This window comes from Acinetobacter sp. V102_4, from assembly GCF_031799005.1.
In the GTDB taxonomy this organism is placed as follows: Bacteria; Pseudomonadota; Gammaproteobacteria; order Pseudomonadales; family Moraxellaceae; genus Acinetobacter; species Acinetobacter calcoaceticus.
The window spans coordinates 31,532-57,620 of sequence record NZ_JAVQNR010000040.1; the positions used below are offsets into that span (position 1 = coordinate 31,532).

23 protein-coding genes are annotated in these 26,089 nt (G+C 39.4%); 16 read left to right on the forward strand and 7 right to left on the reverse strand.

Annotation, left to right across the window (positions count from 1 at the left end; all coding sequences use genetic code 11):
- Positions 1-19: 19 nt before the first annotated feature.
- The 4 genes from RMB13_RS12035 to RMB13_RS12050 all read right to left on the reverse strand — a co-directional run bounded on the left by RMB13_RS12035 (position 20) and on the right by RMB13_RS12050 (position 4,482).
- Positions 20-949, reverse strand: a complete 930-nt coding sequence (locus RMB13_RS12035; protein ID WP_151826909.1) for a LysR substrate-binding domain-containing protein — start codon at positions 947-949, stop codon at positions 20-22.
- A 131-nt stretch (positions 950-1,080) separates the two neighbouring features.
- Positions 1,081-1,875 (reverse strand): substrate-binding domain-containing protein, encoded by a 795-nt coding sequence (locus tag RMB13_RS12040; protein WP_004773588.1) that lies wholly within the window; start codon positions 1,873-1,875, stop codon positions 1,081-1,083.
- Between the two features lie 88 nt (positions 1,876-1,963).
- The gene (locus RMB13_RS12045) at positions 1,964-3,274 is read right to left on the reverse strand and encodes an MFS transporter (protein WP_004794402.1); all 1,311 of its coding nucleotides are present in this window, start codon (positions 3,272-3,274) and stop codon (positions 1,964-1,966) included.
- Positions 3,275-3,552: 278 nt separating this feature from the next.
- Entirely contained in the window at positions 3,553-4,482 is a 930-nt protein-coding gene (locus tag RMB13_RS12050) for a LysR family transcriptional regulator (protein WP_004641378.1), read from the reverse strand.
- 298 nt (positions 4,483-4,780) lie between these two features.
- Between RMB13_RS12050 and RMB13_RS12055 the strand changes: the two genes are divergently transcribed.
- From RMB13_RS12055 to RMB13_RS12065, 3 genes are read left to right on the forward strand one after another with little or no spacing between them, the layout of a single operon-like run.
- Positions 4,781-6,166 (forward strand): long-chain fatty acid transporter, encoded by a 1,386-nt coding sequence (locus tag RMB13_RS12055; protein ID WP_311085350.1) that lies wholly within the window; start codon positions 4,781-4,783, stop codon positions 6,164-6,166.
- 31 nt (positions 6,167-6,197) lie between these two features.
- Positions 6,198-7,085 (forward strand): bile acid:sodium symporter family protein, encoded by an 888-nt coding sequence (locus tag RMB13_RS12060; protein WP_005042919.1) that lies wholly within the window; start codon positions 6,198-6,200, stop codon positions 7,083-7,085.
- A gap of 34 nt (positions 7,086-7,119) precedes the next feature.
- The gene (locus tag RMB13_RS12065; RefSeq protein ID WP_311085351.1) at positions 7,120-8,487 is read left to right on the forward strand and encodes an amidohydrolase; all 1,368 of its coding nucleotides are present in this window, start codon (positions 7,120-7,122) and stop codon (positions 8,485-8,487) included.
- 61 nt (positions 8,488-8,548) lie between these two features.
- Here the strand turns inward: RMB13_RS12065 and RMB13_RS12070 are convergent, their stop codons facing one another.
- Positions 8,549-9,556 carry an AraC family transcriptional regulator gene (locus RMB13_RS12070; protein WP_311085352.1) on the reverse strand — a complete coding sequence of 336 codons (1,008 nt, stop codon included), beginning with the start codon at positions 9,554-9,556 and terminating at the stop codon, positions 8,549-8,551.
- A gap of 217 nt (positions 9,557-9,773) precedes the next feature.
- Here RMB13_RS12070 and RMB13_RS12075 point away from each other — a divergent pair, with 217 nt between their 5' ends.
- Complete coding sequence (locus tag RMB13_RS12075; RefSeq protein ID WP_311085361.1) at positions 9,774-10,799, forward strand: fatty acid desaturase; 1,026 nt, start codon at positions 9,774-9,776, stop codon at positions 10,797-10,799.
- 87 nt (positions 10,800-10,886) lie between these two features.
- Here RMB13_RS12075 and RMB13_RS12080 read toward each other — a convergent pair whose 3' ends face one another.
- Positions 10,887-11,495 carry a LysE family translocator gene (locus RMB13_RS12080; protein WP_311085353.1) on the reverse strand — a complete coding sequence of 203 codons (609 nt, stop codon included), beginning with the start codon at positions 11,493-11,495 and terminating at the stop codon, positions 10,887-10,889.
- 255 nt (positions 11,496-11,750) lie between these two features.
- Here RMB13_RS12080 and RMB13_RS12085 point away from each other — a divergent pair, with 255 nt between their 5' ends.
- The 7 genes from RMB13_RS12085 to RMB13_RS12115 all read left to right on the forward strand — a co-directional run bounded on the left by RMB13_RS12085 (position 11,751) and on the right by RMB13_RS12115 (position 18,271).
- A complete protein-coding gene (locus tag RMB13_RS12085) occupies positions 11,751-12,623 on the forward strand; it encodes a LysR family transcriptional regulator (protein ID WP_311085354.1) in 873 nt (290 codons plus the stop codon).
- A gap of 366 nt (positions 12,624-12,989) precedes the next feature.
- Positions 12,990-13,976: a DUF1852 domain-containing protein gene (locus tag RMB13_RS12090; protein ID WP_005042907.1), complete on the forward strand. Its 987-nt coding sequence runs from the start codon at positions 12,990-12,992 to the stop codon at positions 13,974-13,976.
- A 21-nt stretch (positions 13,977-13,997) separates the two neighbouring features.
- On the forward strand, positions 13,998-15,041 hold the full coding sequence (locus RMB13_RS12095; RefSeq protein ID WP_005048816.1) for a methionine synthase: 1,044 nt from the start codon (positions 13,998-14,000) through the stop codon (positions 15,039-15,041).
- Between the two features lie 187 nt (positions 15,042-15,228).
- A complete protein-coding gene (locus RMB13_RS12100; RefSeq protein ID WP_056483724.1) occupies positions 15,229-15,720 on the forward strand; it encodes a flavin reductase in 492 nt (163 codons plus the stop codon).
- Between the two features lie 687 nt (positions 15,721-16,407).
- Positions 16,408-17,007: a TetR/AcrR family transcriptional regulator gene (locus RMB13_RS12105; RefSeq protein WP_311085355.1), complete on the forward strand. Its 600-nt coding sequence runs from the start codon at positions 16,408-16,410 to the stop codon at positions 17,005-17,007.
- Between the two features lie 117 nt (positions 17,008-17,124).
- The gene (locus RMB13_RS12110; protein ID WP_270903947.1) at positions 17,125-17,631 is read left to right on the forward strand and encodes a hypothetical protein; all 507 of its coding nucleotides are present in this window, start codon (positions 17,125-17,127) and stop codon (positions 17,629-17,631) included.
- Positions 17,632-17,788: 157 nt separating this feature from the next.
- Positions 17,789-18,271 carry a hypothetical protein gene (locus RMB13_RS12115; RefSeq protein WP_311085356.1) on the forward strand — a complete coding sequence of 161 codons (483 nt, stop codon included), beginning with the start codon at positions 17,789-17,791 and terminating at the stop codon, positions 18,269-18,271.
- A gap of 83 nt (positions 18,272-18,354) precedes the next feature.
- On the opposite strand, the gene RMB13_RS12120 is transcribed toward RMB13_RS12115, so the two are convergent.
- The gene (locus RMB13_RS12120) at positions 18,355-18,684 is read right to left on the reverse strand and encodes a darcynin family protein (RefSeq protein ID WP_311074031.1); all 330 of its coding nucleotides are present in this window, start codon (positions 18,682-18,684) and stop codon (positions 18,355-18,357) included.
- A 121-nt stretch (positions 18,685-18,805) separates the two neighbouring features.
- Here RMB13_RS12120 and RMB13_RS12125 point away from each other — a divergent pair, with 121 nt between their 5' ends.
- The 5 genes from RMB13_RS12125 to RMB13_RS21840 all read left to right on the forward strand — a co-directional run.
- On the forward strand, positions 18,806-19,405 hold the full coding sequence (locus RMB13_RS12125; protein ID WP_311085357.1) for a TetR/AcrR family transcriptional regulator: 600 nt from the start codon (positions 18,806-18,808) through the stop codon (positions 19,403-19,405).
- A 522-nt stretch (positions 19,406-19,927) separates the two neighbouring features.
- Positions 19,928-21,460 (forward strand): TolC family outer membrane protein, encoded by a 1,533-nt coding sequence (locus tag RMB13_RS12130; protein ID WP_311085358.1) that lies wholly within the window; start codon positions 19,928-19,930, stop codon positions 21,458-21,460.
- Positions 21,457-23,595, forward strand: coding sequence for a type I secretion system permease/ATPase (locus RMB13_RS12135; protein WP_311085359.1), 2,139 nt, complete (start codon positions 21,457-21,459; stop codon positions 23,593-23,595). Before RMB13_RS12130 ends, RMB13_RS12135 begins: the two co-directional genes overlap by 4 nt.
- Positions 23,592-24,788: an HlyD family type I secretion periplasmic adaptor subunit gene (locus RMB13_RS12140; RefSeq protein ID WP_311085360.1), complete on the forward strand. Its 1,197-nt coding sequence runs from the start codon at positions 23,592-23,594 to the stop codon at positions 24,786-24,788. Before RMB13_RS12135 ends, RMB13_RS12140 begins: the two co-directional genes overlap by 4 nt.
- A 380-nt stretch (positions 24,789-25,168) precedes the next feature.
- The coding region (locus RMB13_RS21840) for a BapA/Bap/LapF family prefix-like domain-containing protein (RefSeq protein WP_409070790.1) at positions 25,169-26,089 on the forward strand (921 nt) is incomplete at its 3' end.

The following is a 26,089-nucleotide window of genomic DNA, read 5'->3' on the forward strand; positions in this document are numbered from 1 at the left end:
AAAAATAAACACTAATGGCTTAAGTGTTTATGAGTTTCGCACCGGGCCAGCGCTTTTCATTAATCAGGTTGGTCACACAAGCACGAATCACTACTTTGGTGGCTAAAGTTGCAGGCGAGAGTTCTTCTTCAGACAGACTAATTAAATAGTTAATGCGTTCAATGGCAGGTTCTACAATACGTAGCAAACACAGGTCTTGCCTTGAGTTTAATGAGGCACCGGCAGGTTGAATGGTTGCCATTTCGAGTTGGCTAATGCTTTCCATTAACAAATGCAGCCCATCAATTTCATAGGCCACTTTAAGCTGATGAATTTTCTGTTCGAGCAACAAGCGTAGTCCATGTCGTTGACTCGGTAAAATCAGCGGAAGTTCTTTTAGCTGTGAATGAGTAATGGTTTGAGTGTCTATACAACTTTCAAGGTGGTACTGACTCAGCACTTCTTTAGGTGAGATTAAAAACATCTGTTCTTTGACTAAAGGCTGTATGGCCCACTGTGGGTCGACATCGTCACTAAAGATGATCGCGACATCGAGCTGCCTTGCATTAACTAATGCCTTCAGGTCACCCGATAAGCCTTCAATTAAACGGACTTTAATGTCGGGATAACGGTTTCTCATGAGTTTTAAAAAGTGGGTGCCTATAACCGACGCGACACTCGGTGAAAAACCGACGGTGACATGACCACTTAGGCGTGAAGAATGTGCAGAGTCTACGGCATGGTCTAAGTGTCTAAGCGCCAGTTGAATCTGTTGAAAAAAAGCTAAACCCGCAGGGGTGGGAACTGTACCCAAAGCAGTACGTTGTAAAAGGCGAATAGAAAGCTCGCTTTCTAATTTTGAGATTTGCTGACTTAATGCAGAAGTTCCAATATCGAGATTTTTTGCAGCTTTACCCAAGCTTCCTGACTCGATCACCGCAATAAAATACTTTAATTGTTTGAGTTCCACGGCAAATACTACATAGTCCTTTATTGGTTATTCTACACTGGTTTATCGCTATTCATTTTATTCTATTACGCTGAGTAAACCACCAACAGAGTAAAGGCAACATCACCTCAAGATGTTGCCTTTTAGAGCTTTTATTGTTTAACCTGCTCAAGACCCTGTTCTTCAATAATTTGTGTTGCTTGAGGCGATTTCACAAATTTGATGAGTTCTTTTGCGACTTTTTCATGTTCAGAGTTTTTACCAATGCCTGCTGCAAATACAGTGACTTTTTGATAAGGAGCAGGAATTGGACCGACTAAATCAACTTGACCATATTGGCCAGTAAAAGGTTTGATTTCACTAATTTGCTGGAAACCAATATCGAACTGACCTTCAGCAATACGTTTTGCAACGCGGTCACCGACCACTTTTTCTGCTTTACCAGAAATCACTTTGTACTCGACAGGTGGGAAGCTTGGGAAAACATCTTTTTCAAGATGCGTACCGCTCGCACTTGCTGAATAGCCTATGTGCTTAGCATTTAATAAAACTTTTTCGAATTTTGCCGCAGAGCTAATATCTGGTTTTGGTGCACCTTTAGGCACAGCCATACCAATGCTTGAATTGACTAAAGCACTTTGTGAATTTGGGTCTACATAACCTTTTTCTGCAAGCTTGTTCAGTTCAGGAGCAGCCAACACCACCACATCAAAATGTTCACCACGATCGAGTCGATTTGGAATTGCGGTTGGCGACGCGCCCATTGATGAACCAGATGAAAGGTGAACCGTGTGACCAGTTTGCTTTTCAAATATTGGAATAAGTTTTTCCATAGATGAATAGAAACCGCCTGAACTAATCACTTCGAGTGTATCTGCGTTAGCAAGCGTTGAGCCTAAGCCTGCACCAGCTAGGCAAATGGTCATGAAGATAGGGGACTTTTTCATAGTATCTCACTTTAATGATAGGAGAGCACAGTACGGAGACTTAAGATCTGCCGTACTGTTCATTAAAATTTCAGGTTAAGTTGTTGTTTTAAGCGCTAACCTTCACAGGTTCAGCAATTGGGTCTGCATTCTTCTGCTTAGAACCACGACATAGATATAAGCTTGAGATTAAGCTACATACCGCTGCTAACATCAGCCAGAATGCTGGTGTGCTTGCATTACCTGTGTTTTCGACAAGGTACGTACAAGCCATTGGCGTCATACCACCAAAAATAGCGGCTGCAAGGCTGAACGCTAAAGAGAAGCCAACTGTACGTACACGTTTTGGCATTACTTCGGCAAGTGTTGCTACCATGGTGCCGTTGTACATACCAAAGAAGAATGAGAAGTAAGCAAGCGTAATAATTAGATTGGTAAAGCTAATGTCACTCACTAACCAGCTTAAAACTGGATAAGTTGTAAAGATGGCAAGGGTTGTAATGCCGACTAAAACTGGACGACGACCAATTTTGTCTGAAAGTAAGCCACCCATTGGTAACCAGAAGAAATTGGATAAACCCACAAATACGGTTGCTAAAAGGCTATCCGTTACCGACATTTCTAGAGTACGTTTTGCATACACAGTGGTGTAAACCGTAATGAAATAGAACGTGGTTGTGGTCATGGCACTCATCATCATGCCCGCAAGTACGATGCGCCAGTTGCTCGCAAGCGTGCTGAAAATTTCTTTGGTCGATGGATGAGTTTTTTGCGCTTTAAAGTCTTCAGTTTCTTCTAACGTACGGCGGAATAAGAAGATTAAAGGAATAATCAAACAACCAATTAAGAACGGAATACGCCAGCCCCATTCACCCACTTGAGCAGTAGTTAAAATGGTGTTGAGCCAGTAGCCAAGTAATGCTGCAAATACAACCGCAATTTGTTGGCTGCCAGATTGCCAGCTTGTGATAAATCCACGGTTTTTATCTGTTGCAATTTCAGCTAGATAAATCGATACACCACCAGATTCAACACCTGCCGAGAAGCCTTGTAATAGACGTCCAATCACCACCAAAATTGGCGCAATAATACCAATGGTTTCATAACCCGGTACAAAGGTAATTAAGATGGTTCCGATTGCCATAAGGCTTAAAGTCACAATAAGACCTTTACGTCGACCAACTCTGTCGACATAAGCGCCCAAGAATATAGCGCCGAGAGGACGCATAAGAAAGCCCGCAGCAAACACGGTAAATGTCATCATTAAAGAGACATATTCATTTTCAGAGTGGAAAAATTTTGCTGCGATATAAGTGGCATAGAAACCAAAAAGAAAAAAATCGTACTGTTCTAAAAAGTTGCCACTCGTTACATTTAATATTTTTTTAAAAGTAGCCCTACGGTTATTCACGACATCCATTGGAGACCTCCTTGGCCTGACAAAATGGAAACATTCACGATCTTCAATAGAGGACCTTAAATTGACTCATTCAATAAACCTAAATAGCAAATGGTTTAGAGATGAGATTTAAAGGTGGCCTTCGTAGAAAATGTGATGCCTTGTTTCCAGTTCAAACTACACATCTATAATTCGATAAACAGAAATTCACTTATCATTCGGAGGAAAATGTAATCTTAAAAAGCAGGAGGGAGTGAGAGGGCAAAATTAATTAGGTATTTAATAAAATTAATGACCCTTTATAAAATAATTTCAGAACATGGCCAAATTTGGTTTTGAATCAACTCTTTCACACAGGCTTTAATTGCCGATTTTGCAGCGAGTGCAGCAGGTGATAATTCTTCTTCGGCAAGGCTGACTAAGTAATTGATTCGCTCAACTTCAGGATCGATCAATTTTAGTAATTGAAGTTTATGTTTGTATTCTTGTAGACAGGCACTTCCGGGGCGAACACTTGCAAGGTCAAGGTGAATCAGACTATCCATCAGCAAGTGCAGGCCATCAATTTCATAGACGACATTGAGTTGTCCAATCTTGTGCTCAAGCAGTTTTCTTAAACTATGACGCTGCCGTGGCAACACTAAAGGAATATCACCAATTTGTTGAGACCGAATAATTCCACTTTTGATGCACTCAGCAAGACCGTATTTTTCGAGCACTTCTTTTCGTGCCATTAAATACATTTGCTCGCGTACCAGCGGTTGTATGGACCACTGTTTATCAATTTCATTGGTAAAAATAATGGCAATATCAAGCTGACGTGAATTAATCGACTGAATCAGGTTGCCCGATAGAGTTTCCACAATTTCTAGGCGAATGTCTGGATAGCGTTCAGACATTAGTTTCATTAAAGGGATGCCAATTAAAGCGGTAATGGTGGGTGGAAAACCAAGGCTCACGTGGCCTGAAAGCCGTGCCGAATGAGCAGCATCTACCGCAAAGTTAATCTGACGTAAAATGAGTTGAGAATGTTTTAAAAAGGCGAGGCCTGCGGGAGTAGGGGTCACACCAAAAGCATTACGCTGTAATAGGCGAATGCTTAGCTCTTGCTCTAGCTTGCTAATTTGTTGACTGATTGCTGACGCACCGACATCGAGTTTTTGAGCAGCTTTACCAATACTGCCTGCTTCAACCACCGTCAAAAAATATTTTATTTGCTTGATTTCCATAATAAATGTATTCGCTCATCATCCTTGATTTATAGAGATATGAAGGATTGGGAAATCTATCATGCGCTTTAATATTAACAGCAATAAATACAAAAGTTTCTTAAAAAATTATCTGAAAGTTTTAAATCTTTGTCGTCTTTAATCTTGAGTTCAAAGGAACTTATCTCATTTCAGAGAGGCAATCGTATAATTTTTAAATATGGCATCCACAGTCAACGATTTGGCGTTTGGGGCTAAGCACACCACTCAAAATCTAAATAAAGTGAACAATCAAAATAAAAAAATCCAGGATGGATCCATGATTTTTGTCGTAAGAAATAGAACATTAGTATTGGGAATCGCTTCAATTTGTACAAGTGCATTACAGGCTGCTGCATTTGATAAAACAGGCCAATCCGTATCAGCATTTTTACAACCGGGAAATTACTTTGAAGCCAGTTTAGGTGTGACAGATACTGATTTAAGAGGAGTGGAATCTGGTACTAACCCTTCACATCAGTCAATTTCAGATATTGCCAATACAGATTATCGGCCGACTGCGGCTTTAAAGTTTCAGCTTGCACCACAGTATTCATTTGGGTTGCTTTACGATCAGCCTTTTGGTGCTGACACAGAATATTCAGGTGTAAATGGCTTTGTCGCAACGCCGAAAGACACAGTTATGCTTCCCGGTATTACGACTACAAGCCTTGCAAATGCTACTTCTGGTCAAGTTCCCACAGGAAATGCAAAATCGGAATTTGATATTCAAAGTTTCAGCTTCATTGCAGGATATCAGCCTAATAAAAACTGGAATATTTTTGCAGGGCCGGTTTATCAAACCTTCAAAAGTCAGGTCAATTTAAGAGGCAATGTATTTAGTCTTTATAATGGTTATGACTTTCAAACTAAAACTGTGGGCGATTGGGGCTGGTTAGCTGGACTGGCTTATCAAATTCCTGAAAAGGCCGTTAAAGTTTCGCTTACCTATCGTTCTGCCATTACCCACAAAGTAAACGCAACTGAAAATGCGCCGTTAATTGATATGTTAACGACTCAGCAAGGACGCGATTTAGTTAGCCAACATCTCGACTATATGATTTCTATCGGGCAGATGACCGAGCAAAAGAAAAACTATTTAAATCACATTATTTCAGAGTTACCTAATGGCGAAGGGTCTGGCACAACCAAATTTAAATCTCCAAACTCAGTGAATTTAGAATTTCAAACAGGTTTACGTCAGGGAACTTTATTGTTCGGTAGCTTGCGCTGGGTAAATTGGAGTGATTTGGCGCTACAACCTTACCGTTTTGGTGAAATTTCAGAAGTTGTCGGGGTGCTATCAACACCAAGCCGTCCAGAAGGGTTTAATTTGGTTCGTTATGACGATGACCAATGGACTTTAAATTTGGGAGTAGGGCAACGTTTTTCACCTAAATGGTTAGGCTCTATGTCAGTGGGTTGGGACTCTGGTGCAGGTGATAAAGTCTCAACGGGTGGCCCAACCAAGGGATATTACAACTTAGGAGTGGGAGCCCAATACAGTCCAACATCGCAATACTTTATTTCTGGTGGTGTGAAATATTACTGGTTAGGCGATGCAAAAGGTCAGCTTGGCGCACAGGCGGGTAGTGACTATTACGTGGGTGAGTTTAAGGACAACCACTCGATTGGGTATGGACTCAAGATTGGTTATAAATTCTAAATAATACAAAAAATTAAAAAGGAAGAAACGAATGGATTCATTGGTAATTACCGTATTCTTACCCATAGCTTTGGCCATTATTATGGCCGGCATGGGACTCGAATTAACCCTCAATGATTTTAAACGTGTTCGTCAGCATCCTAAGGCAGTGTTTGTCGCACTGTTTTGCCAGCTAATCGTTTTGGTGAGCATCGCTTTCCTCATTTGTAAGGTCTTTGTTTTACCTCCAATGATTGCGGTGGGGCTGATATTACTCGCCGCTTCGCCAGGTGGTCCAACTGCAAATTTATATAGCTATTTATATAAAGGTGATATTGCCCTCAACATTACTTTAACTGCCATCAACTCGGTGATTGCCGCTTTTACCTTGCCATTGATTGTTAACTTTGCCTTACAACATTTTGTCGCGAGTGAACAAAATGTTGGGCTACAGTTTTCTAAAATCATTCAGGTATTCGTGATTATTTTAGTTCCCGTCGTGATTGGGATGTTGATCAGACATTTTTCGCCTCATTTAGCAGAGAAGCTAAATAAGCCTGTTCGTGTTTTCGCGATCATATTTCTACTTTTTATTGTTTCACTTGCGATTGCCAAAGATTACCAAAAACTTCTCAATTACATTGGGCTAGTGGGTGGAGCCACCTTACTTTTCTGTATTTGTAGTCTTGCGATTGGTTATTTGGTGCCTCGTTTATTTGGTATTAATAGCTTTCAAGCCAAAGCCTGTGCTTTTGAAATAGGAATTCATAACAGTACCTTAGCTTTAACGATTGCTTTAACTGTTATGGCGAGTTCAGACGCAGCTATGCCGGCAGCCGTGTATTCAATCTTAATGTATGTAATGGCAACTCTATTTGGTACATTGTTGAATCGATTAGAAAAGAAAGAATTAGTTAAAAGAAAAGTACTTATTAACTAACTGCAAAGATTATTAAAACGGAGCTTTATTCATAATGAACAAATTTTTTAAAAACAGCCTATTTTTAGGGTTATCGACTTTGATTGCAGGTTATGGAACTGTCCTCCATGCGGAAGTAAACTCATCTAATTTACCTGCCGTCTCACAAAAAGCGTTAACGATTATTGATGGCCAAACAGAATGGTTAAGTAAGGTTTATAAAGATATTCATGAGCACCCAGAACTTGGGTTTATGGAAACGCGTACCTCTGCCATTGTTGCCAAAGAGCTTAAGTCATTAGGGTTTGATGTTAAAACCGGAATAGCCAAGACAGGTGTGGTCGGGATTTTAAAAAACGGTGATGGGCCAACGGTCATGTACCGTGCCGACATGGATGCCAATACGGTTCAAGAAGCGACTGGTTTACCTTATGCAAGTAAAGTGCGGGTAAAACTTGATGATGGAACCGAAACACCTGTTGCACATATGTGTGGTCATGATGCACATGTGACATGGATGCTCAGCATGGCAAAAACCTTAGTCGCTTTAAAAAAAGAATGGAGCGGAACTATTATTTTAGTCGCACAACCTGCTGAAGAGCCTATAACGGGTGCTAAAGCCATGGTGACTGACGGTTTGTGGACAAAATACAACTTACCAAAACCTGATTATTTCTTTGCAGTGCATACCACACCAGCACCTGTTGGAGTGGTCATTAATGCGCCGGGGCCACGCATGGCGGGAACCGATCAGCTCGATGTTTTATTTAAAGGCGTGGGTGGGCATGGTTCATTACCAATGCTAACCAAAAATCCAATTAGTATGGCGGCAAATGCAGTAACTCAATATCAAACTATTATGGGTAACGCAGTCGACCCTCAACAAGCAGCAGTTTTATCGATTGGCTCGATCCAAGCTGGAAATTCGAATAACGTGATTCCTTCTACTGCACTGGTCAAAATGAACTTGCGTTGGTTTGATCCAAAAATACGCGAAACCATGTTAAATAACATTAAGTTCATGAGTGAAGGTGCTGCCGAAATGCAGGGCATGGGTAAAGATCAATTGCCTACTTTTACCTTTAAGGGTTCAAGTACGCCTGTAGTCAATAATAAAGAATTCTCTGCGCGTTTAAATGGACCTTTAAAAGCTTTGCTAGGCGACAAACATGTTCTAACTGATTATCCTGCGGTTATGGGGTCGGAAGATGTTCATCATCTCTTAGGTGATCAAAAAGACATTCCGTTTAACTTTATGTTCATTGGCGTGGCAGATCCGGTTGTGTTTGCAAATGCAGTCAAGCAAGGCAAACCCGCACCTTACATTCCGCACAGTCCGAACTATGTTGTAGATTTAAAAGCCTTGCCTGTCGGGGCTAAAGTCACCACGGTGTCTATGCTTGAACTGTTAAATAAAAAATAAGATATTCATAAAAAAAGATGCACATGAATGCATCTTTTTTTTATCTAAAATTTTTAGAAATTTAAGAGAAAGACAGATGTTTTTCCCGATAGTGTAGCGGTGATAAGTCTGTCCAGCGTCGAAAAGCACGGGTAAAACTACTCACATCGGTAAAGCCAAGAATATAGGCAATTTCGGTAATATTGTGGCTTGAATTTTTGATATACGACAAAGCCAGTTCGTACCGTGTATTGTCGAGTAGCTCGCTATAAGAGGTATTTTCTGCCGAAAGCTTGCGTTGCAGACTGCGTATACTTAAGCCTAAACTTTTTGCAACGTCTTGTTGTTGAAAGTCACCTGTAGATAATTTTTCAATGAGTTTTACTTTCACACGAGCCAATATGTTTTCTTTATCAAACCGTGCGAGATAACGATTAATAATCTCATCATATTCTTGGGTGAGGCTAGGATTCCCACCGTCTAAAGGCTGCTCTATGGTGGCTGTGTCAAACACAATCATGTCTTTGGGCGCATTAAACACAATCGGGGCTTTTAAAATGCTTTTAAAGTTTTCCAGATCTTCTGGCTCTGAGCGTCTTAGTTCAATGCGTAAGGGCGAAAAAACAGAACCTTGTAACGCACGACTTGAACGAATAAAAACAGAGATAAAAGCATCGATAGATTCGGGTTGAACTTCGTCGGGAACATGAATAACGAAATAATGATTTTTTCCCTCGCCATAAAATTCGAGTTCAGGAATGTCGGTCACTATGCGGAAGTAACGAATAATTCTTAAAAACATTTCTTTTAGTGTGGTGCTGGTAATGAGTGAATGGCCCAACACATGAAATGTATTTTGGTTGACTTGGCTGGCAACTTTAAGGCCAAAGCATGAGTCTTGAGTCGCTTGAACGGCTAATTTCCATAAATTCGCAGTTTGTTTTAATGAATAGCGTGCATCTGGATCGTTTAGGGCCTGAACATCTAAACCTGCTTGTTTTAATAAAGGTTGACTATCCACACCTGCTTTCTCAAGCGCTTTTTGAATCGCTTTAACCCAGCTAGCCAGTGCCGTTGCTGTCTGTGGCATGTTATATCCTATAACTTGTGACTCATATTCCTCACCACATTATAAAAGATTTCAAAAATAAAAGATGTTTTGTTTGCCTCTACTTCTGACATTTTGGCATCCATAGCCAATAGATTGGCGTTTCGAGCTAAGCGTACAAAGGTAGATATAAATAAAGTAGGGACATGAGAAAACTGAGGAATAACGGATGACCTACATATATAAAAATCCTGCTGGAATGAGTGATAGTGAAAAAACGGAACACATTAAAAAAGTAGTCACAGCGGAAGGTGTGGCTTTACGCAAGCGCCATCCCATTTTGAACCATCAAAACGCAATAGGGGCGATGATTCTACTTGTTTCCCTCGTTGGAATGATTGCTACAGCGGTACTCTATATCAATCACCAGCTTTCAGCGTGGTTCGCAATTCCAATTATTGCGTTTTTTGCATCTCTTACCCATGAGTTAGAACACGACCTCATTCACTGGATGTATTTTAGAAAGAAACCATGGGCACATCACCTTATGATGGGATTAGTGTGGTTAGCTCGCCCAAGTACCATTAACCCGTGGAAACGCCGTGAGCTTCATTTTAATCACCATAAAAATTCAGGCACTGAAGTCGATTTAGAAGAAAGAGCGCTAACCAATGGAGAGCAGTGGAGCATTCGTCGACTCGTCGCCATCGGTGACAATGGTTTTGCAGTTTTGCTACGCATTATTGCTGCAAGCAATTGGACTGTTAGAAAAGTTATTTTTAAACGTGCGTTCTTAGCTTATTTTCCACTTGGAATTATTCATTGGTCTCTTTGGTATATCTTCTTAGGCTTCCATGCAGTTGATATGGTTTCAAGCTTGGCAAATGCACCGATCGCATGGTCAGCTACAACGCTAAATGTTATGCATGTGATTAATATTTTGACTGTGGTGTGGATTGCGCCAAATGTGCTGCGTACTTTCTGCCTGCACTTTGTGACAAGCAACATGCATTACTACGGTGATGTTGAATTAGGCAATGTGATTCAACAAACGCAAGTGTTAACACCGTGGTGGATGATGCCGTTCCAACTCTTTTGCTTTAACTTTGGTTCGACGCATGCTATTCATCATTTTGTGGTGAAAGAACCATTCTACATTCGACAAATGACTGCGCCTGTTGCCCATAAAGTTATGCGTGATATGGGTGTTCGATTTAACGATGTCGGAACATTTAAAAGAGCGAATCGTTGGAATGTAAGTAATTTATCTGAATCGAATACTTAAAAAATAGATTCTTAACTCGCTTGAATGGACTGAATTCTGTACACAGGACTCAGTCCACAATCTACAGTCTCTTAAAATTCATTGGCTTTATTGAAACTTAGTAAAAAGAAGAATCACACCTAAAATACATAAAATTGAACCAATCACCTTATTAATTTGCACTTGTTTGGCTAACATTTTTTGCCTTAACAGCATGGATGAAAACAGCACAGCCACCAGTGAAAACCACACGAAATGGGCAAAAGACATAAAAAAGCCATAAGCCAAAAGAATCGTTTTAGGCGTAGTTAAACTTACAATTTGAGTATAGGTGCTAATCACAAATAGCGTGGTTTTCGGGTTGAGGGCATTGGTAAAAAAGCCGTATTTTATGGCTTGAAAAGTACCTATAGAAGTTAAGGTAGCTGTGTCTAAAACTGGTTTTTGAGTAAAAGTTTTATAGCCGATATAGATCAAATAAATCGCGCCAATATACTTAACAATATTCAAAATTTGCGGCGTATAAGTCATCACAAACGCAACAGCAATTAATGTATAGGTCACATGCACCAACACGCCAAGCGATATTCCCAGTGAAGTCAAAACGCCTATTTTTCTGCCGTACAAATAACTATTTTTAGTCACAATCGCGAAGTCAGCACCGGGGCTAACCACCGCCAAAATCGTAATAAGAATAACCGCAATAAACTCTGCCATTATCTTGTGCCCTCACTGAAAATGAGGGAATCACTCTGTACTTTTTGGAATGTATATAAGAGGGCGAAAACACTACTTAAAATTGCTATTCTTTTTGCAAGAGATGTCGGGGTTTTAGGTTTGTGAAGATAGATATCGATATTCAATATGTTTTTCATCATCTAAAATAGGTTTTAATAAAGATGATTTTTATTTTGAACAGAAACCTAGAAATAAAAATCGATAAAAACGACTAACCACTCATGAGTTTTTGGAATGATAGAAAGAGTATCGCTGAATTCATTAAAATTTTTCTATTTTGTGGCGAAGTATGGCAGCGTGACTTTAGCTGCAAAGAAATTATTTGTGACGCAAAGTGCGGTCAGCAAACAGATTTATAATTTAGAAGAAGCTTTAAATACGACTTTGTTCGATCGAAAAAACAAAACACTTGTGATGACGGAGTACGGTGAAACTTTATTGAATTGTTGCCATCAGGTTTTTGGTCAACTCGATGAATGTTTAGTACAACTCAGCCAACCTAAAACCGAAAACAAACAACTGGTCTTGTCGTGTGAACCGACGCTTTCGATGAAATGGCTCATTCCACGGTTATCAAAATTTAAAAAGCTCGGTCATGATTTTGAGGTTGTGTTACTCACAGCAGGTGGAGTAGTCGACTTTGAAAAAGATAATATTGATATCGCAATTCGCAGAAATGATTTTGATTGGGGAGAGCATATTTATAGCGAGAAAATTGCCGATGAATACATCGCAATGATTCAAGCAACTACATCATCGGACACAAAAGACGTACTTATCTCGACCTCTAGACCAAATTTTTTCAAAAGCATAAGCCGCATTGCTGAGTTAAAACAGAGTTTAAAAGGGTACGCTAAAGTTGAACTTGAACATTTTTATCTATGTTTAGAAGGATGTTTGGCTGGACTCGGCGCAACGATCATTTCAATTTATATGATTGAAAAAGAGCTAGAGTGGAACGTACTGCAAAAAAAATCACCAGTCGTACAAGACGGTTCAGCCTATTTTTTACTTTCTCATAGAGCTTTTGAAGAAGACCCACGAAAGATTATCTTTCTAGAATGGCTAAAAACAGAGATGAGCGAGAGTCAGCATAAATTACTTTAAGTCTAGGCATTTTATCTAAAGTTATATTGTTTAAATTATTGAAAGTAATAATAAATATTTGAGTTTGTAAAGGTGGTTTGCGAGCGCCGTATATTGAATTTTTGCTGTCTAAAATTCCTCAAGATGAAAAATATTTAACTTCATACTTCTTTATTAAACCCTAAACGTGAATTTCACTCAGTTTTGAATGAGACTAAATCATTTTTATTCATGTTGTGATTGCGGTATAAATCTATTCACGCTCTGAAGCGTTCTAGTAATTCAGTTTTGATAAGACCATAAGGCACAAATCTGACAAGGCTGGAAAGTTTAAAAAGAGCTCGAAATATTTTTAGGTTTATCTCAGAAATTAGGGTACTGATCAAAATGAGTAAAGAATTTACATTTACGATTAAGAGTATTTGTTTCGATGAAAACTATCGTCCAGCAGACAATACGCGTATTACAACCAACTTTGCTAACTTGGCGAGAGGGATGAGCCGTCAAGAGAATCTGCGCAACACATTACAGATGATCGACAATCGTTTTAATACTTTAGCTCATTGGGACAACCCTAAAGGCGATCGCTATGCGGTTGAACTTGAAATCATTTCAGTTGAAATGAATGTTGATGCTGCAAGCCATAACAGTGCGCTTCCTTTAATCGAAATATTGAAAACCAATATTGTTGATAAAAAGACCAATGAACGCATTGAAGGCATTGTGGGCAATAACTTCTCGTCTTATGTACGTGACTATGACTTTAGTGTGCTTTTGTTAGACCACAATAAAAATCAGTCTACTTTTAGCACACCAGAGAAATTTGGCGAATTGCACGGTAACTTGTTTAAGAGCTTTATTAACTCTGAGACTTACAGAGCAAACTTTAAAAAAGCGCCAGTGATTTGCTTAAGTGTTTCAACAACTAAAGTGTACCACCGCACTGAAAATGAACATCCAGTTTTGGGTGTGGAATACAAGCAAGAAGACTATTCATTAACTGATGAATATTTCCAAAAAATGGGCTTAAAAGTTCGCTATTTCATGCCGAAAAACAGTGCTGCACCTTTGGCATTCTATTTTACTGGTGATTTGTTGAGTGATTACACCAACCTTGAGTTGATCAGCACCATCAGCACCATGGAATCGTTCCAAAAGATCTACCGCCCTGAAATTTACAATGCAAATTCAGTTGCTGGAAAATCTTATCAGCCAAGTTTGAAGAACGAAGATTACTCACTTACTCGAATTGTGTATGACCGAGAAGAACGTAGCCGTTTGGCTATTGAGCAGGGGAAGTTTGTTGAAGAGCAATTTATCAAACCATACCAAGCGATTCTTGAGCAGTGGTCTGCTAATTACGCTCCTAATTAATCAACATACGGGTCATTGATCATGAAAAAATTACTACCGACTTCAACTGCTGGCAGCTTACCAAAACCGTCTTGGCTTGCAGAACCTGAAAAGCTTTGGTCGCCTTGGAAACTCGAAAACGAAGGCCTGATTGAAGGTAAAAAAGACGCGTTACGTTTGGCGTTGCACGAACAACAACTTGCTGGCATCGACATTGTGAGCGATGGCGAACAAACCCGCCAACACTTTGTGACCACGTTTATTGAACACTTAAATGGCGTAGATTTTGAGAAGCGCGAAACCGTTCGTATTCGTGACCGTTACGATGCAAGCGTACCGTCTGTTGTGGGTGCTGTGTCTCGTCAAAAGCCTGTGTTTGTTGAAGATGCTAAGTTCTTACGTCAGCAAACTAATCAACCAATTAAGTGGGCATTACCTGGCCCAATGACCATGATTGATACGCTTTACGATGGTCATTACAAGAGCCGTGAAAAACTGGCTTGGGAATTTGCTAAAATTTTGAACCAAGAAGCGCGTGAGTTAGAAGCTGCTGGTGTAGACATCATTCAGTTTGACGAACCTGCATTTAACGTATTCTTTGACGAAGTAAATGACTGGGGCGTTGCAACTTTAGAGCGTGCAATTGAAGGTCTTAAGTGTGAAACTGCGGTCCACATTTGCTACGGTTACGGCATTAAAGCCAATACTGACTGGAAAAAGACTCTAGGTTCGGAATGGCGCCAATACGAAGAAGCTTTCCCGAAACTGCAAAAATCTAACATCGATATTATTTCGTTAGAGTGTCACAACTCACATGTGCCTATCGATTTACTCGAACTCATTCGCGGTAAAAAAGTAATGGTTGGCGCAATTGATGTCGCATCTAACCAAATTGAAACACCAGAAGAAGTGGCTAACACACTTCGTAAAGCGCTTCAGTTTGTAGATGCCGACAAGCTTTACCCTTGCACAAACTGCGGTATGGCGCCTCTTTCTCGTGAAGTGGCACGTGGCAAGTTAAATGCTTTAAGTGCAGGTGCAGAAATCGTTCGTAGAGAACTTACTGGTTTTGAACTCTCTGCTTAATCTTTACCAATAAGTGGTATAAAGGGTTACTTTTTTGATGGCAGTTGATAATCAAACAAGTAACCCTCATTTTACTTACTACATGTCGTTCTACTCAGAATGCATGTCGATAAAGTACCTTCCTGATGGAGTTGGGCGGTATAGCAAACACTCAGGACAAGGTACGATTCAATTTAGGAATAATGTCATGGTTCAAGCAACAGACTTTAGAAATGCAATGTCTTTACTCACAAGTGCAGTTAGTGTTGTGACTACGGCAGGCATGTCTGGCCGTTTTGGATTTACTGCCTCTGCTGTTTGTAGTGTGACCGACACACCACCGACATTATTGGTCTGTATGAACCAATCTGCGAGTTCACATGCACATTTCCTAGATAACAAAATCTTAACTGTGAATGTTTTAGGCGCACACCACGAACATATTTCAAAAGCATTTTCATCTAAACTCACGCCAGAAGAACGCTTTAAACATGGCGCATGGATTGAGTTAGAAACAGGTTCACCTGTGTTAGATGATGCTTTGGTGAGTTTCGATTGCGAGATTGAGCAAGTTCAACAAGTCGGCACACACACTATTCTTATTTGTCCGATTGTGGCGATTAAACAAAGCGAGCATGACCAAAGTTTGGTTTATTTTAATCGTGCTTATCACCAAGTGGGGCAGACCGAGATTGTCTAATCCCACTTTCCGTTTTGTTGTCTCATATTAAAAGTTAAAAGATAGAAACGAATAAGCATGGATCGCTTCTCTCTAAATTTAAAAATACAATTAAATATAATATCTAAAATAATAATTAAGTTAATCTAATGATAAATAATAATAAATTTAAATACTTGTCATAAAAGCTACATTGACACCTCTAAACTCTCAGATTATGCTTTGCGTGCTGGCCTACATTGCCAGCCGGCTTTGACAGGCTGATTTTTCGAGTACATTGAAAAAACTTGTTTTTTTGATGTATACCCACTCGTCTCCCTTTTTGTAGCGGTAGGACGGAAGGGGGACGCCTTGTGCGTGCTGGGTTCTCGAAAACCAGTCTGTCAACCCTCTTTCGTTCTGCCACCATAATTCCAAATGAATGCTTTGGCAGAACTCCCAAAATCAGGAGTTGGCTATGCACATCCATCATTTCTTGGCACTCAATGCCAAAAGCTATAACGACACCACTTAATTCATCTTTAAAAAGTTTGAAGGCTTAACCGCTTTTCAGACTTTAAGTCATTACGACTAAAAACTTATATCAACAATAAAACTTGAGATGTGCCAAGCACCGTCTTACGGCTTTGCTGTGCCTTTTTTTCTCCCAGAAAGGGCACAGGCTTTTTATCTCATTTAGAAACAACAAGAATTTAAAACGGTAAAACTATGCCAACTTTAGAAATATCTTCCAAAAAATTACAGATTGTTCAAACTGCCATCCAACTTTTTACGACGCATGGATTTCACAATACGGGCGTAGACCTGATTGCCAAAGAAACTAAAATTCCAAAAGCCACGCTTTATAACTACTTTCACTCCAAAGAAAGCCTCATAGAAACATGCATAAGCTTTCAAAAAAGCCGACTGAAAGAAGAAGTGCTGGCAATTGTCTATTCACACCGTTACGCAAGCCAAACCGATAAACTCAAAGAAATTGTACGATTACATGTCGATGTGAATAGCCTTTACCACCTTTTGTTTAAAGCCATTTTTGAAATAAAACAGCTTTATCCAAGAGCTTACCGCATGGCTGTTGAATATCGAAAATGGCTACTTCGAGAGCTTTTTGATTTGGTCTTTAGTCTGGAAAGCACTGCATTTTATCCCGATGCCAACATGGTTTTAAACCTAATTGATGGCTTGATGCTACAGGTTTTAAGCTCTAACAGTTTGGATGAAAGGGATGTGGTGTTGGAGAGGTTTTGGGGGAGGGAAACTGAGGCTAAAAGTTTGAAATTGAATTTTTATGATGGGGTGCCTGATTAGCTAAAGTGAAGAGAGTAGCGCTTAATTAATCAGTTTAGTCTTGGGTAAAATGGCAGTATGCTATTGAAAGAGAAAATTAATTAGCCCGAAATATTGGGAAAAGTCTGGAATCGAAAAATGATAAGGAAAAACACCAAGATCGGTGATGTATTTATAGTTAAGTTAGATAATGATGAGAAAAAATATTTTCAATTAATTGCTTTTGATTTAACTCAACTCAATAGTGATGTGATCAGAAGCTTTAAAAAATTATACCCATTGGAAGCTGATATTGATTTATTGGAAATCGTAAACGGTGAAGTAGAGTTTTATGCTCACTGTGTGACTAAGTTTGGATTGAAAATGAATTTATGGGAAAAAGTTGGAAATATTAGAGAGGTTGGTGATATTTCTAATATTCTTTTTCGGGATACGAATGACTATGGAGCAAAAGTGGGGGCAGAGAAGATTAAAGTATCTAACAATTGGTATGTATGGCATATAAATGATGAAGACTTTACTCGTGTAGGGAGGTTAGAGGGAGAAAATCGTAAGGCAGAAATTGGTGTAGTTGTGAATCCTTACGATATTGTTGAGCGTATAAAAACAGGAAAATACGATTTTGTATATCCTGATTTTGAGTAGTAATTAAATACGATTAAGATAACTAGACCTCAATTTATGATGTAAATAAAGAAAGTAAATTATGAAAATTAAGTCTTAATTAGGGCGAATAATGAGGTGTCATTGAATTTAGTGGATTCAATTTTTAGTAATATTATTAATAATTTGGAATCGAAAAATGGCAAGAAAAAATACTAAGATCGGTGATGTCTTTGTTGTTAAATTAGGTAATGATAAGAAAAAATACTTTCAATTGATTGCTTTTGATTTAACTCAGTTGAATAGTGATGTAATTAGAGTTTTCAAAGAAGAATACCCTTTAGAAGGTGATATTGATTTAATAGAAATAGTAAATAGCGAGATAGATTTTTATGCTCATTGTGTGACTAAACTTGGATTAAAAATGAGCTTATGGGAAAAAGTTGGAAATATTCGAGAACTTGGAAATATTAATATCTTATTCCGTAGTAGTGGGGATCATCCAAAAATAGATATATCTAATAATTGGTGGGTGTGGAAAGGTAATGAACCACAACAATACGTAGGGAAATTAGATGGTAAGAATCTATATGCGGAAATAGGGAGCGTTATTCCTCCTGATAGTATTATTCATAGAATAAAAACAGGGAAATATGATTTTGTATATCCTGATTTTGAGTAAAAGTTAATGTTATACCGCTCCCTATAATGCTTACGACCAGATGATCTACTGGTCGTGCTAGGCTAAAAGCTCCTCTGCAACCTTTATAAAGAACTTTCATACTCCACATACCCATCTTCAATGGCAGGAATAATCTCTACAAACTCAAAGTAGGGCACTGTACAAAACTCAGAGTCTCGAATCGCATCAATCACAAAATAATAATCTTGCAGAGATGTCGCCTCAAACACAGCAATATCACTGGCTTTAGTACTAAACGCTTCAACGTCATACCAACGAACTTTTACAGTTGGGTACTTCTTAAAAGTTGGCTCAAGCTTTTGTTTACTAAACTCAGCCCGCTTTTCACGAGCTAAAGCCAACCAAGCGGGTAAAGCTCTTAAATGAATAAAAAAAGTATAGGTTCTAGACATAACCACTCCATGACTGGGCTGAGTTGTCGTTCAACTGAAAAGACAGCATTTGCTTGTCATATCAACATGACTCAGTCAGTATATGAGTGATTACTCACATTAAATACTCGCATTTCGACCTATGTCAGAAACACTTCCAGACCCACGCAAACGCCCGCGTCAAGCACGCTCAGTGGCTACATTTGAAGCAATTCTAGAGGCGGCTGCTCGCATTTTGGAGTCTCTAGGCTTTGCTGGATTTAACACAAATGCCGTGGCCGAACTTGCTGGCGTAAGCATTGGTAGCCTATATCAATACTTTCCATCTAAAGATGCCTTAATAGTCGAGTTAATTCGACGTGAGCGGGCTGAGCTTTCAAATCGTATTATTGAAGCCATACAGCAAAGTGATGCCACAGACCTAAAAGAAAAACTAAAACTCATCATACACGCTGCTGTGCAACATCAATTGAGCCGTCCACAGTTGGCACGAACCTTAGAGTTTGCTTCTGAACTCATTGGAAAAGACATAGAGGAAAGTGAGCATCAGCATGAGCTTGAAACCATAATTTCTGACCTGTTTATACGTTCTGGCATTTCACATGCACAGACGGCCGCACAAGATGTGATTGCTTTAAGTAAAGGAATGATTAACGCGGCAGGTATAGCAGGGGAAAGTGATTTAAATCACTTACAACAGCGAGTTGAAAAGGCTGTATTTGGTTATTTGGATCTCACATAAAGACCATATATTTTTATAAAGATGTAAATGTAAAAAGGGCTACTATTGGCAACCTTTTTTAAGTACATGTGTTGTGCTCTAATATAAATAGAAAATATTTTTGCATTTAATATGCTTTTAATCATGTGTTTTAATTTTATTTTAAATAAATCATTATTGATGAATTTAAATAAATAATATATTTTTACTAATATGATTTTTTAGAGTTTATAGCCTACCACTTCCCCAAGAGGTAGGTTTTTTTTATGGGAATTATTTATTCTAATAATTGAATTTTATAGTTTTTGTAGGTGTTTAATTGGTTTTAAATATATGTGTTTAAAACTCACTTTTATAATTTAAATTATAAGTAAATTAGATGTTTAGTTGCAGTTGTTAAAAATTAATCATTTTTTACTTTATTTTTTCGCAAAGAAAATTATTCTGAAAATTATTTATTTAAAGTATGGAATTTAATATTTTTGATAATTTTTAACTGAGTTTTGGATTGTTTTACAATATTTCAAGAGATTAGATCTTCTAATGAGTAAATTGCCTTTTTCCCACAATGATTTCCAACTTATAATCAGATCAGGTACGAAGTTTTTTTTATATTTTTGTATTGCTTCTAGTGTATCAATATCAATTACAAAGGCAGAGACCGCGTCTGTTAACTCGGGAAAAAGCTTAACAAAAAAAGTTTCTCAACTATTTAAACCCACGCCAGATGAAAGCTACCGATCTGTCGATTTCCAAAAATTAAGCAATTTAGGGTTTGATCAGAGCCAATTTCAACGACTAGGAAATGATGGGAACTATTTACCGACTTCTACTGCGATGTGGAACAATCAAGTCAGCCTAATTGATGCGATTCAATATGCAGTTCAACGAAACCCTAATATTTCTCAAGCTATTTCAACTTTAGCTGGCCAAAACGCGGGTATTGATTATGCTAAGGCTGGTTATTATCCTCAGCTTTCAGGTGGTATTACCACAGGTGATTTGGGTAGTGGTGAGCGGGGGAGACAGTTACTCACGTTATCTGCGACTCAAATGCTTTTTGATTTTGGCAAAGTAAAATCAGGTGTATCGGTTCAGCGTGCCAAAGTACAAGTCGAGCAGGCCAATGTGCTGGTCAGCATTGATGATATTGCACTTGATGTTGCGCAGTCGATTGTCAATATTCAGCGCTATCTTCAATTAAATAAAATTGCCGAGCAGCAAATTGCAGGCATCCAGCGAATTCAGGAAATTGCAAATTTACGTGCAAATGCCGGTATTAGTAGCCAAGCTGACCCAGTTCAGGCACAAACATATTTAGAGTCTGCACAGTCGACACTCATTGCACAGCAATCTTTATTACGTCAGTACCAGCAACATCTAAGAACTCTGGTAGGAGTAGATGTTTTTAATAAGGTATGGGTCATTCCCGATGATTTGGTAAAGCAATCTGGTCTCTATAATGAGCCTGAGTTTAATACCATTCCAAAAATGATTGCAGCGCAAGCGGGTGTTGAAGTTGCTAAAGCACAAAAGGAACAGACCCGTTTAACACGTTATCCGACTTTGGCCGTCAAAGGTTCTGTGAGTCAGGCCATTAATGGCAGAAACCCAAACAATGATAAGGATGATGGTCTGTACAGTTCTGTCATGCTTGAAGCAAGCAGTCAGTTTTATCAAGGTGGGGCGGTTTCTTCTCAGGTCAAAATGGCAAGCTATGCAGAAGAAGCTGCTAAATCTCAGGTCAATTCAGTTTATATGGATGTTCTCGATCAGATCAGAACCAGCCGTGAGCAAATTGAAAATAAACAACGTCAAATGCAGGTGCTGACCAATCGTCAGGCAACGACTGTCCGTACACGTGAACTTTATCAAGAGCAGTACAAACTTGGTACACGCTCATTGGTTGATTTATTGAATGCAGAGCAGGCCATTCATAGTGCCAATTCCGAACTCGAATCTGCACGTTATGACATCTACAACAGTATTGTGCAATACATCTCGGCAACAGGACGTTCCCGCCAAGCCTATGGCTTAAATAATATTTCAATTCAGGGGTTCGAAGTACAACCATGATGACAAAAATAAATTACCAGCCCTGGTTACAGGCGGTCTTAACGATTGCTAAACATTATCGAATTGAGCCTTCAGAAGAAAGAATCCGTTTACAACTTGACTGGAACCAGAATCAAAACCTTGATGATGTTTTACAGTTAATGACACGTCAGGTTGGGCTAAATCTGCGTAAGGTGCCTTTTTCATTAGATTTACTTAATCCGTGGCGCCTACCTGTTCTGGTCGAGTTTCATGACGGGCAGGTCGGTGTTGTTGATAAAGCCGATACCCAAGGAAATGTCAGTATCCAGTTTAGTGGGGATCAGGGACTTTCTCAAAATTTAAGCCTAGATGTCTTAAAAAATACAATTAAGAATGTCTATATCCTGCGTCCTGAAAGCTCCATTCCCGACGCGCGTATTGATGAATATATCAAACCCTATGAAGCAAGCTGGTTCTGGTCAATTGTTCTAAGAGACTGGAAGCGTTACGTTGATATTATGTTTGCCTCACTCATTGCCAATGTACTGGCACTGGCAACCATTGTTTTCTCAATGCAAGTCTATGACCGCGTTGTGCCATCACAGTCCATCCCGACTTTATGGGTGCTGGCAGGTGGTGTACTCATTGCTGCTATTTTTGAGTTTATCTTACGTGTGTCCCGAGTTTATCTATCTGACATTATTGGTAAACGAGCAGATTTACTTGTTTCTGACCGCGTATTTGGTCATGCCTTAAGAATCAAAAATAAAGATCGTTCAAAGTCTACAGGTAGTTTTATTTCTCAGATTCGTGAGCTTGAAGGTGTTCGTGAACTGGTGACCTCTACCACCATTACTGCGATGGCAGATTTTCCATTCTTTTTCCTGTTCTTGACCATCTTTGCCATTATTGGCGGAAAGCTGTTTTGGGTGATGTTGCTGGTTGTACCACTTATGATTTTGCCGGGTATTCTGGTGCAGAAAAAGCTAGCGCAACTCGCACAGGAAGGCATGAGAGAATCATCAATTCGTAATGCCATTCTGGTTGAAGCGGTGCAGGGTATTGAAGATATCAAGCTATTACGTGCCGAATCGCGTTTCCAAAATCAGTGGAACCACATGAATGAAGTTTCAGCCGATATTGCTATGAAACAGCGTAAAATTGTCGGTACCTTAATGGCATGGACCCAAAAGATTCAAGGCTTGACCTACGCATTTGTGGTTTTGGTGGGATGTTTTGCGGTAATGGAGGGTGAAATGACTACGGGTGCGTTAGTTGCCTGTTCAATTTTATCTTCACGAATGTTGGCACCGATTAGTCATATTACTGGTGTATTGGGGCGTTTACAGCAGGCGAAGGTTGCAAAACAGAGTCTGGATGAACTCATGCAACGTCCGATCGATCAGCCAGAGCGTTCACATCTGGTGCATAAAGCTGCTTTAAATGGCGACTATGAATTAAAAAATGTCTTGTTCCAATATAGTGAAGACGAACCACGTCCGAGCCTTGCAATTCGCCACTTAAAAATTCGTGCGGGCGAAAGAGTTGCAATTTTAGGGCGTAATGGTGCAGGTAAATCGACCCTGCTTCAGCTTCTATCTGGCATGCAATTCCCTATTCAAGGTTCAGTGCATTTAGATGGTCTGGATTTGTCTTTAATTGACCCATCTGATGTACGTCGTGATATGGGTTTACTCAACCAGAACGCACATCTTTTCTACGGTACGATTCGTGAAAACCTCACTTTGGGTGCTCCGCTTGCGACAGATGAAGATATTGTTCGGGCTTTAGTGGTGACAGGTGCATTACCTTTTGTTCAAGAGAAAAAAGAAGGGCTCGATCACCTGATTTTAGAGGGTGGCGTTGGTTTCTCGGGTGGTCAGAAACAAGCCTTGTTATTGGCTCGGTTGTTGATTCGTCAACCTAATATTTTATTACTCGATGAACCGACAGCAGCCATTGATGATGTGGCAGAGAAACAACTGATTGATCATTTAAAAGGATGGCTGGCTCATCGGACCTTGGTGGTTGCGACTCACCGCCGCGCTGTTTTAGAACTGGTGGACCGTATTATTGTCGTTAACGAAGGCAAAATCGTGATGGATGGTCCAAGAGATCAGGTCCTTAATCAATCAACAGCCCAACAAAAACAAGTGCAAGGAGGTAATTCATGAGCGAGCCACAACAAGAACAAGAACTCACCCGTTCAATGAATGTCTCTTATAGTGAGCCACCATTACCACGTGCCAGTTTAGTGATCTGGATTGTGGGGATTGGTTTAGTTATTTTCTTTATCTGGGCATGGGTATTTAAACTTGAAGAAGTTTCTACAGGCACAGGTAAAGTGGTTCCATCGTCTAAAGAGCAAGTCATCCAGTCGTTAGAAGGCGGTATTTTAACCAAGCTGAATGTACAAGAAGGCGATATTGTTCAAAAAGGCGAAATTCTTGCGCAATTAGATCCCACCCGTTTGGCATCGAATGTTGGTGAGTCAATATCTTTACTGATCTCTGCTCAGGCAACGTCAGCACGCTTACGTGCAGAGGTGAACGGCACACCTTTGGTTTTTCCAGAAATGGTGCTGAAAGAACCAAAACTTGTACATGAAGAAACAGCACTATATGCGTCCCGCAGAGCTAATCTAGAACAAACACTTGCAGGTTTTAGACAGGCTTTGCAATTGGTACAACAAGAACTGGCAATGACTGAACCGTTAGTTGCTAAAGGTGCGGCCAGTGAGGTTGAAGTTTTACGTTTACGTCGTGAAGCAAATGATCTTAGAAACAAAATGAATGATGTACAGAACCAGTATTATGTGCAGGCTCGTGAAGAGTTATCGAAAGCGAATACTGATATTGAAACGCAGCAACAAGTCGTACTTGGTCGTAGTGACAGCTTGGATCGTGCAGTGTTTAAAGCACCAGTACGTGGTGTTGTAAAAGAAATTGCGGTCACTACCCATGGTGGTGTTATTCCACAAAACGGTAAGTTGATGACCATTGTACCGATTGATGAACAGCTGCTCATTGAAGCGCGTATTTTACCGCGTGACATTGCGTTTATTCGTCCGGGACAAGAAGCACTGGTTAAGATTACTGCCTATGACTACTCAATTTATGGTGGCTTAAAAGGAAAGGTTACGGTTATTTCTCCAGATACGATTCGTGATGAAGTTAAACAAGACCAATTCTATTATCGTGTTTATATCAGAACCGATTCAGACAAGCTTTATAATAAACAAGGTAAGGCATACGGTATTACACCGGGTATGGTGGCAACTGTAGATATTCGTACTGGTCAAAAAACGGTACTGGATTACTTGCTTAAACCATTTAATAAAGCCAAAGAAGCTTTAAGAGAAAGGTGAAATAAATGTATATCTATATAGTTTTTAAATGTTTAAAAGCTATATAGATATTAAGAAAGATAAGATTTTGTTTTAAATGTGTGGTTTTTATTATTTGTGTTTTAAAACATAAAAATATTAAAAGCATATTCTTATTTTAATCTAGCCCTAATTCTTTGAAAAATAATAATTAATAATGTGGGTTTTATTTTGGTTAATAAATAAACTGATTGTTACTACATTTTTTGTGATGTAATTCATGTTTACAATTACTTTGTGCGTTGAGGTTGGCCTTTGTTTTATCTAATTTATTCCTTAATTTGGGCTCTTCTTATTTATTAAAATTTAAGAGCTCTAAATTGGATTGGTTTAATTAAATAATCCTACGAAGGGGAAGAAATATGTCTGAGATAAGGGTAATTTCTAAGGAGAGTCATGAAACCTTAGAAATTACAGCAAAGGATACAGTCTCTCTTTCCGAAGCATCAGTTATTTTAATAAAAGTAAATAAAGATGATGTTTCTGAAATTAGACAAGACGGTAGAAATGCAATTATTACTTTAAAAAATGGTGAACAAATAGTAATAATTGATTTCTTTAACGGTAGTAATTATTCAACCGATAATAGTTTAGTTTTTGAAGACAATAATCATAAATTACTGTGGGTACAGTTTACTGACAGTAATGGGGCATTATTAGATCATATCACTTATAGTTATATCGATAGTATCGAACCATTGCTTTATCATGATGGAGCTGCATCTCCATGGGCATGGTTATCTGTACCGCTAACCGCAGCAGGAATTTTGTGGTGGGCTCATGACAGCGATAAAAATAATAACTTAGACAGCGACTCGGATTCGGACAGCGATTCTGATTCGGACAGCGACTCTGATTCAGACAGCGACTCGGATTCGGACAGCGATTCGGACTCTGACAGTGACTCTGATTCAGACAGCGACTCGGATTCGGACAGTGACTCGGATTCGGACAGCGACTCGGATTCGGACAGTGACTCTGATTCGGACAGCGACTCGGACTCAGACAGCGATTCTGACTCTGACAGTGACTCGGATTCGGACAGCGATTCGGACTCAGACAGCGATTCGGACTCTGACAGCGACTCTGATTCGGACAGTGACTCGGATAGTGACAGCGACTCTGATTCGGACAGCGATTCTGACTCTGACAGTGACTCGGATTCGGATAGCGACAGCGATTCGGACTCAGACAGCGACTCGGACTCAGACAGCGATTCGGATAGTGACAGCGACTCTGATTCGGACAGCGACTCTGACTCTGATAGCGACTCTGACTCTGAC

Coding starts and splice junctions, on each gene's coding strand:
- RMB13_RS12040 (WP_004773588.1), bottom strand. CDS start 1,875: ATGAAAAAGTCCCCTATCTTCATGACCATTTGCCTAGCTGGTGCAGGC.
- RMB13_RS12045 (WP_004794402.1), bottom strand. CDS start 3,274: ATGGATGTCGTGAATAACCGTAGGGCTACTTTTAAAAAAATATTAAAT.
- RMB13_RS12050 (WP_004641378.1), bottom strand. CDS start 4,482: ATGGAAATCAAGCAAATAAAATATTTTTTGACGGTGGTTGAAGCAGGC.
- RMB13_RS12055 (WP_311085350.1), top strand. CDS start 4,781: ATGATTTTTGTCGTAAGAAATAGAACATTAGTATTGGGAATCGCTTCA.
- RMB13_RS12060 (WP_005042919.1), top strand. CDS start 6,198: ATGGATTCATTGGTAATTACCGTATTCTTACCCATAGCTTTGGCCATT.
- RMB13_RS12065 (WP_311085351.1), top strand. CDS start 7,120: ATGAACAAATTTTTTAAAAACAGCCTATTTTTAGGGTTATCGACTTTG.
- RMB13_RS12070 (WP_311085352.1), bottom strand. CDS start 9,556: ATGCCACAGACAGCAACGGCACTGGCTAGCTGGGTTAAAGCGATTCAA.
- RMB13_RS12075 (WP_311085361.1), top strand. CDS start 9,774: ATGAGTGATAGTGAAAAAACGGAACACATTAAAAAAGTAGTCACAGCG.
- RMB13_RS12080 (WP_311085353.1), bottom strand. CDS start 11,495: ATGGCAGAGTTTATTGCGGTTATTCTTATTACGATTTTGGCGGTGGTT.
- RMB13_RS12085 (WP_311085354.1), top strand. CDS start 11,751: ATGATAGAAAGAGTATCGCTGAATTCATTAAAATTTTTCTATTTTGTG.
- RMB13_RS12090 (WP_005042907.1), top strand. CDS start 12,990: ATGAGTAAAGAATTTACATTTACGATTAAGAGTATTTGTTTCGATGAA.
- RMB13_RS12095 (WP_005048816.1), top strand. CDS start 13,998: ATGAAAAAATTACTACCGACTTCAACTGCTGGCAGCTTACCAAAACCG.
- RMB13_RS12100 (WP_056483724.1), top strand. CDS start 15,229: ATGGTTCAAGCAACAGACTTTAGAAATGCAATGTCTTTACTCACAAGT.
- RMB13_RS12105 (WP_311085355.1), top strand. CDS start 16,408: ATGCCAACTTTAGAAATATCTTCCAAAAAATTACAGATTGTTCAAACT.
- RMB13_RS12110 (WP_270903947.1), top strand. CDS start 17,125: ATGATAAGGAAAAACACCAAGATCGGTGATGTATTTATAGTTAAGTTA.
- RMB13_RS12115 (WP_311085356.1), top strand. CDS start 17,789: ATGGCAAGAAAAAATACTAAGATCGGTGATGTCTTTGTTGTTAAATTA.
- RMB13_RS12120 (WP_311074031.1), bottom strand. CDS start 18,684: ATGTCTAGAACCTATACTTTTTTTATTCATTTAAGAGCTTTACCCGCT.
- RMB13_RS12125 (WP_311085357.1), top strand. CDS start 18,806: ATGTCAGAAACACTTCCAGACCCACGCAAACGCCCGCGTCAAGCACGC.
- RMB13_RS12130 (WP_311085358.1), top strand. CDS start 19,928: ATGAGTAAATTGCCTTTTTCCCACAATGATTTCCAACTTATAATCAGA.
- RMB13_RS12135 (WP_311085359.1), top strand. CDS start 21,457: ATGATGACAAAAATAAATTACCAGCCCTGGTTACAGGCGGTCTTAACG.
- RMB13_RS12140 (WP_311085360.1), top strand. CDS start 23,592: ATGAGCGAGCCACAACAAGAACAAGAACTCACCCGTTCAATGAATGTC.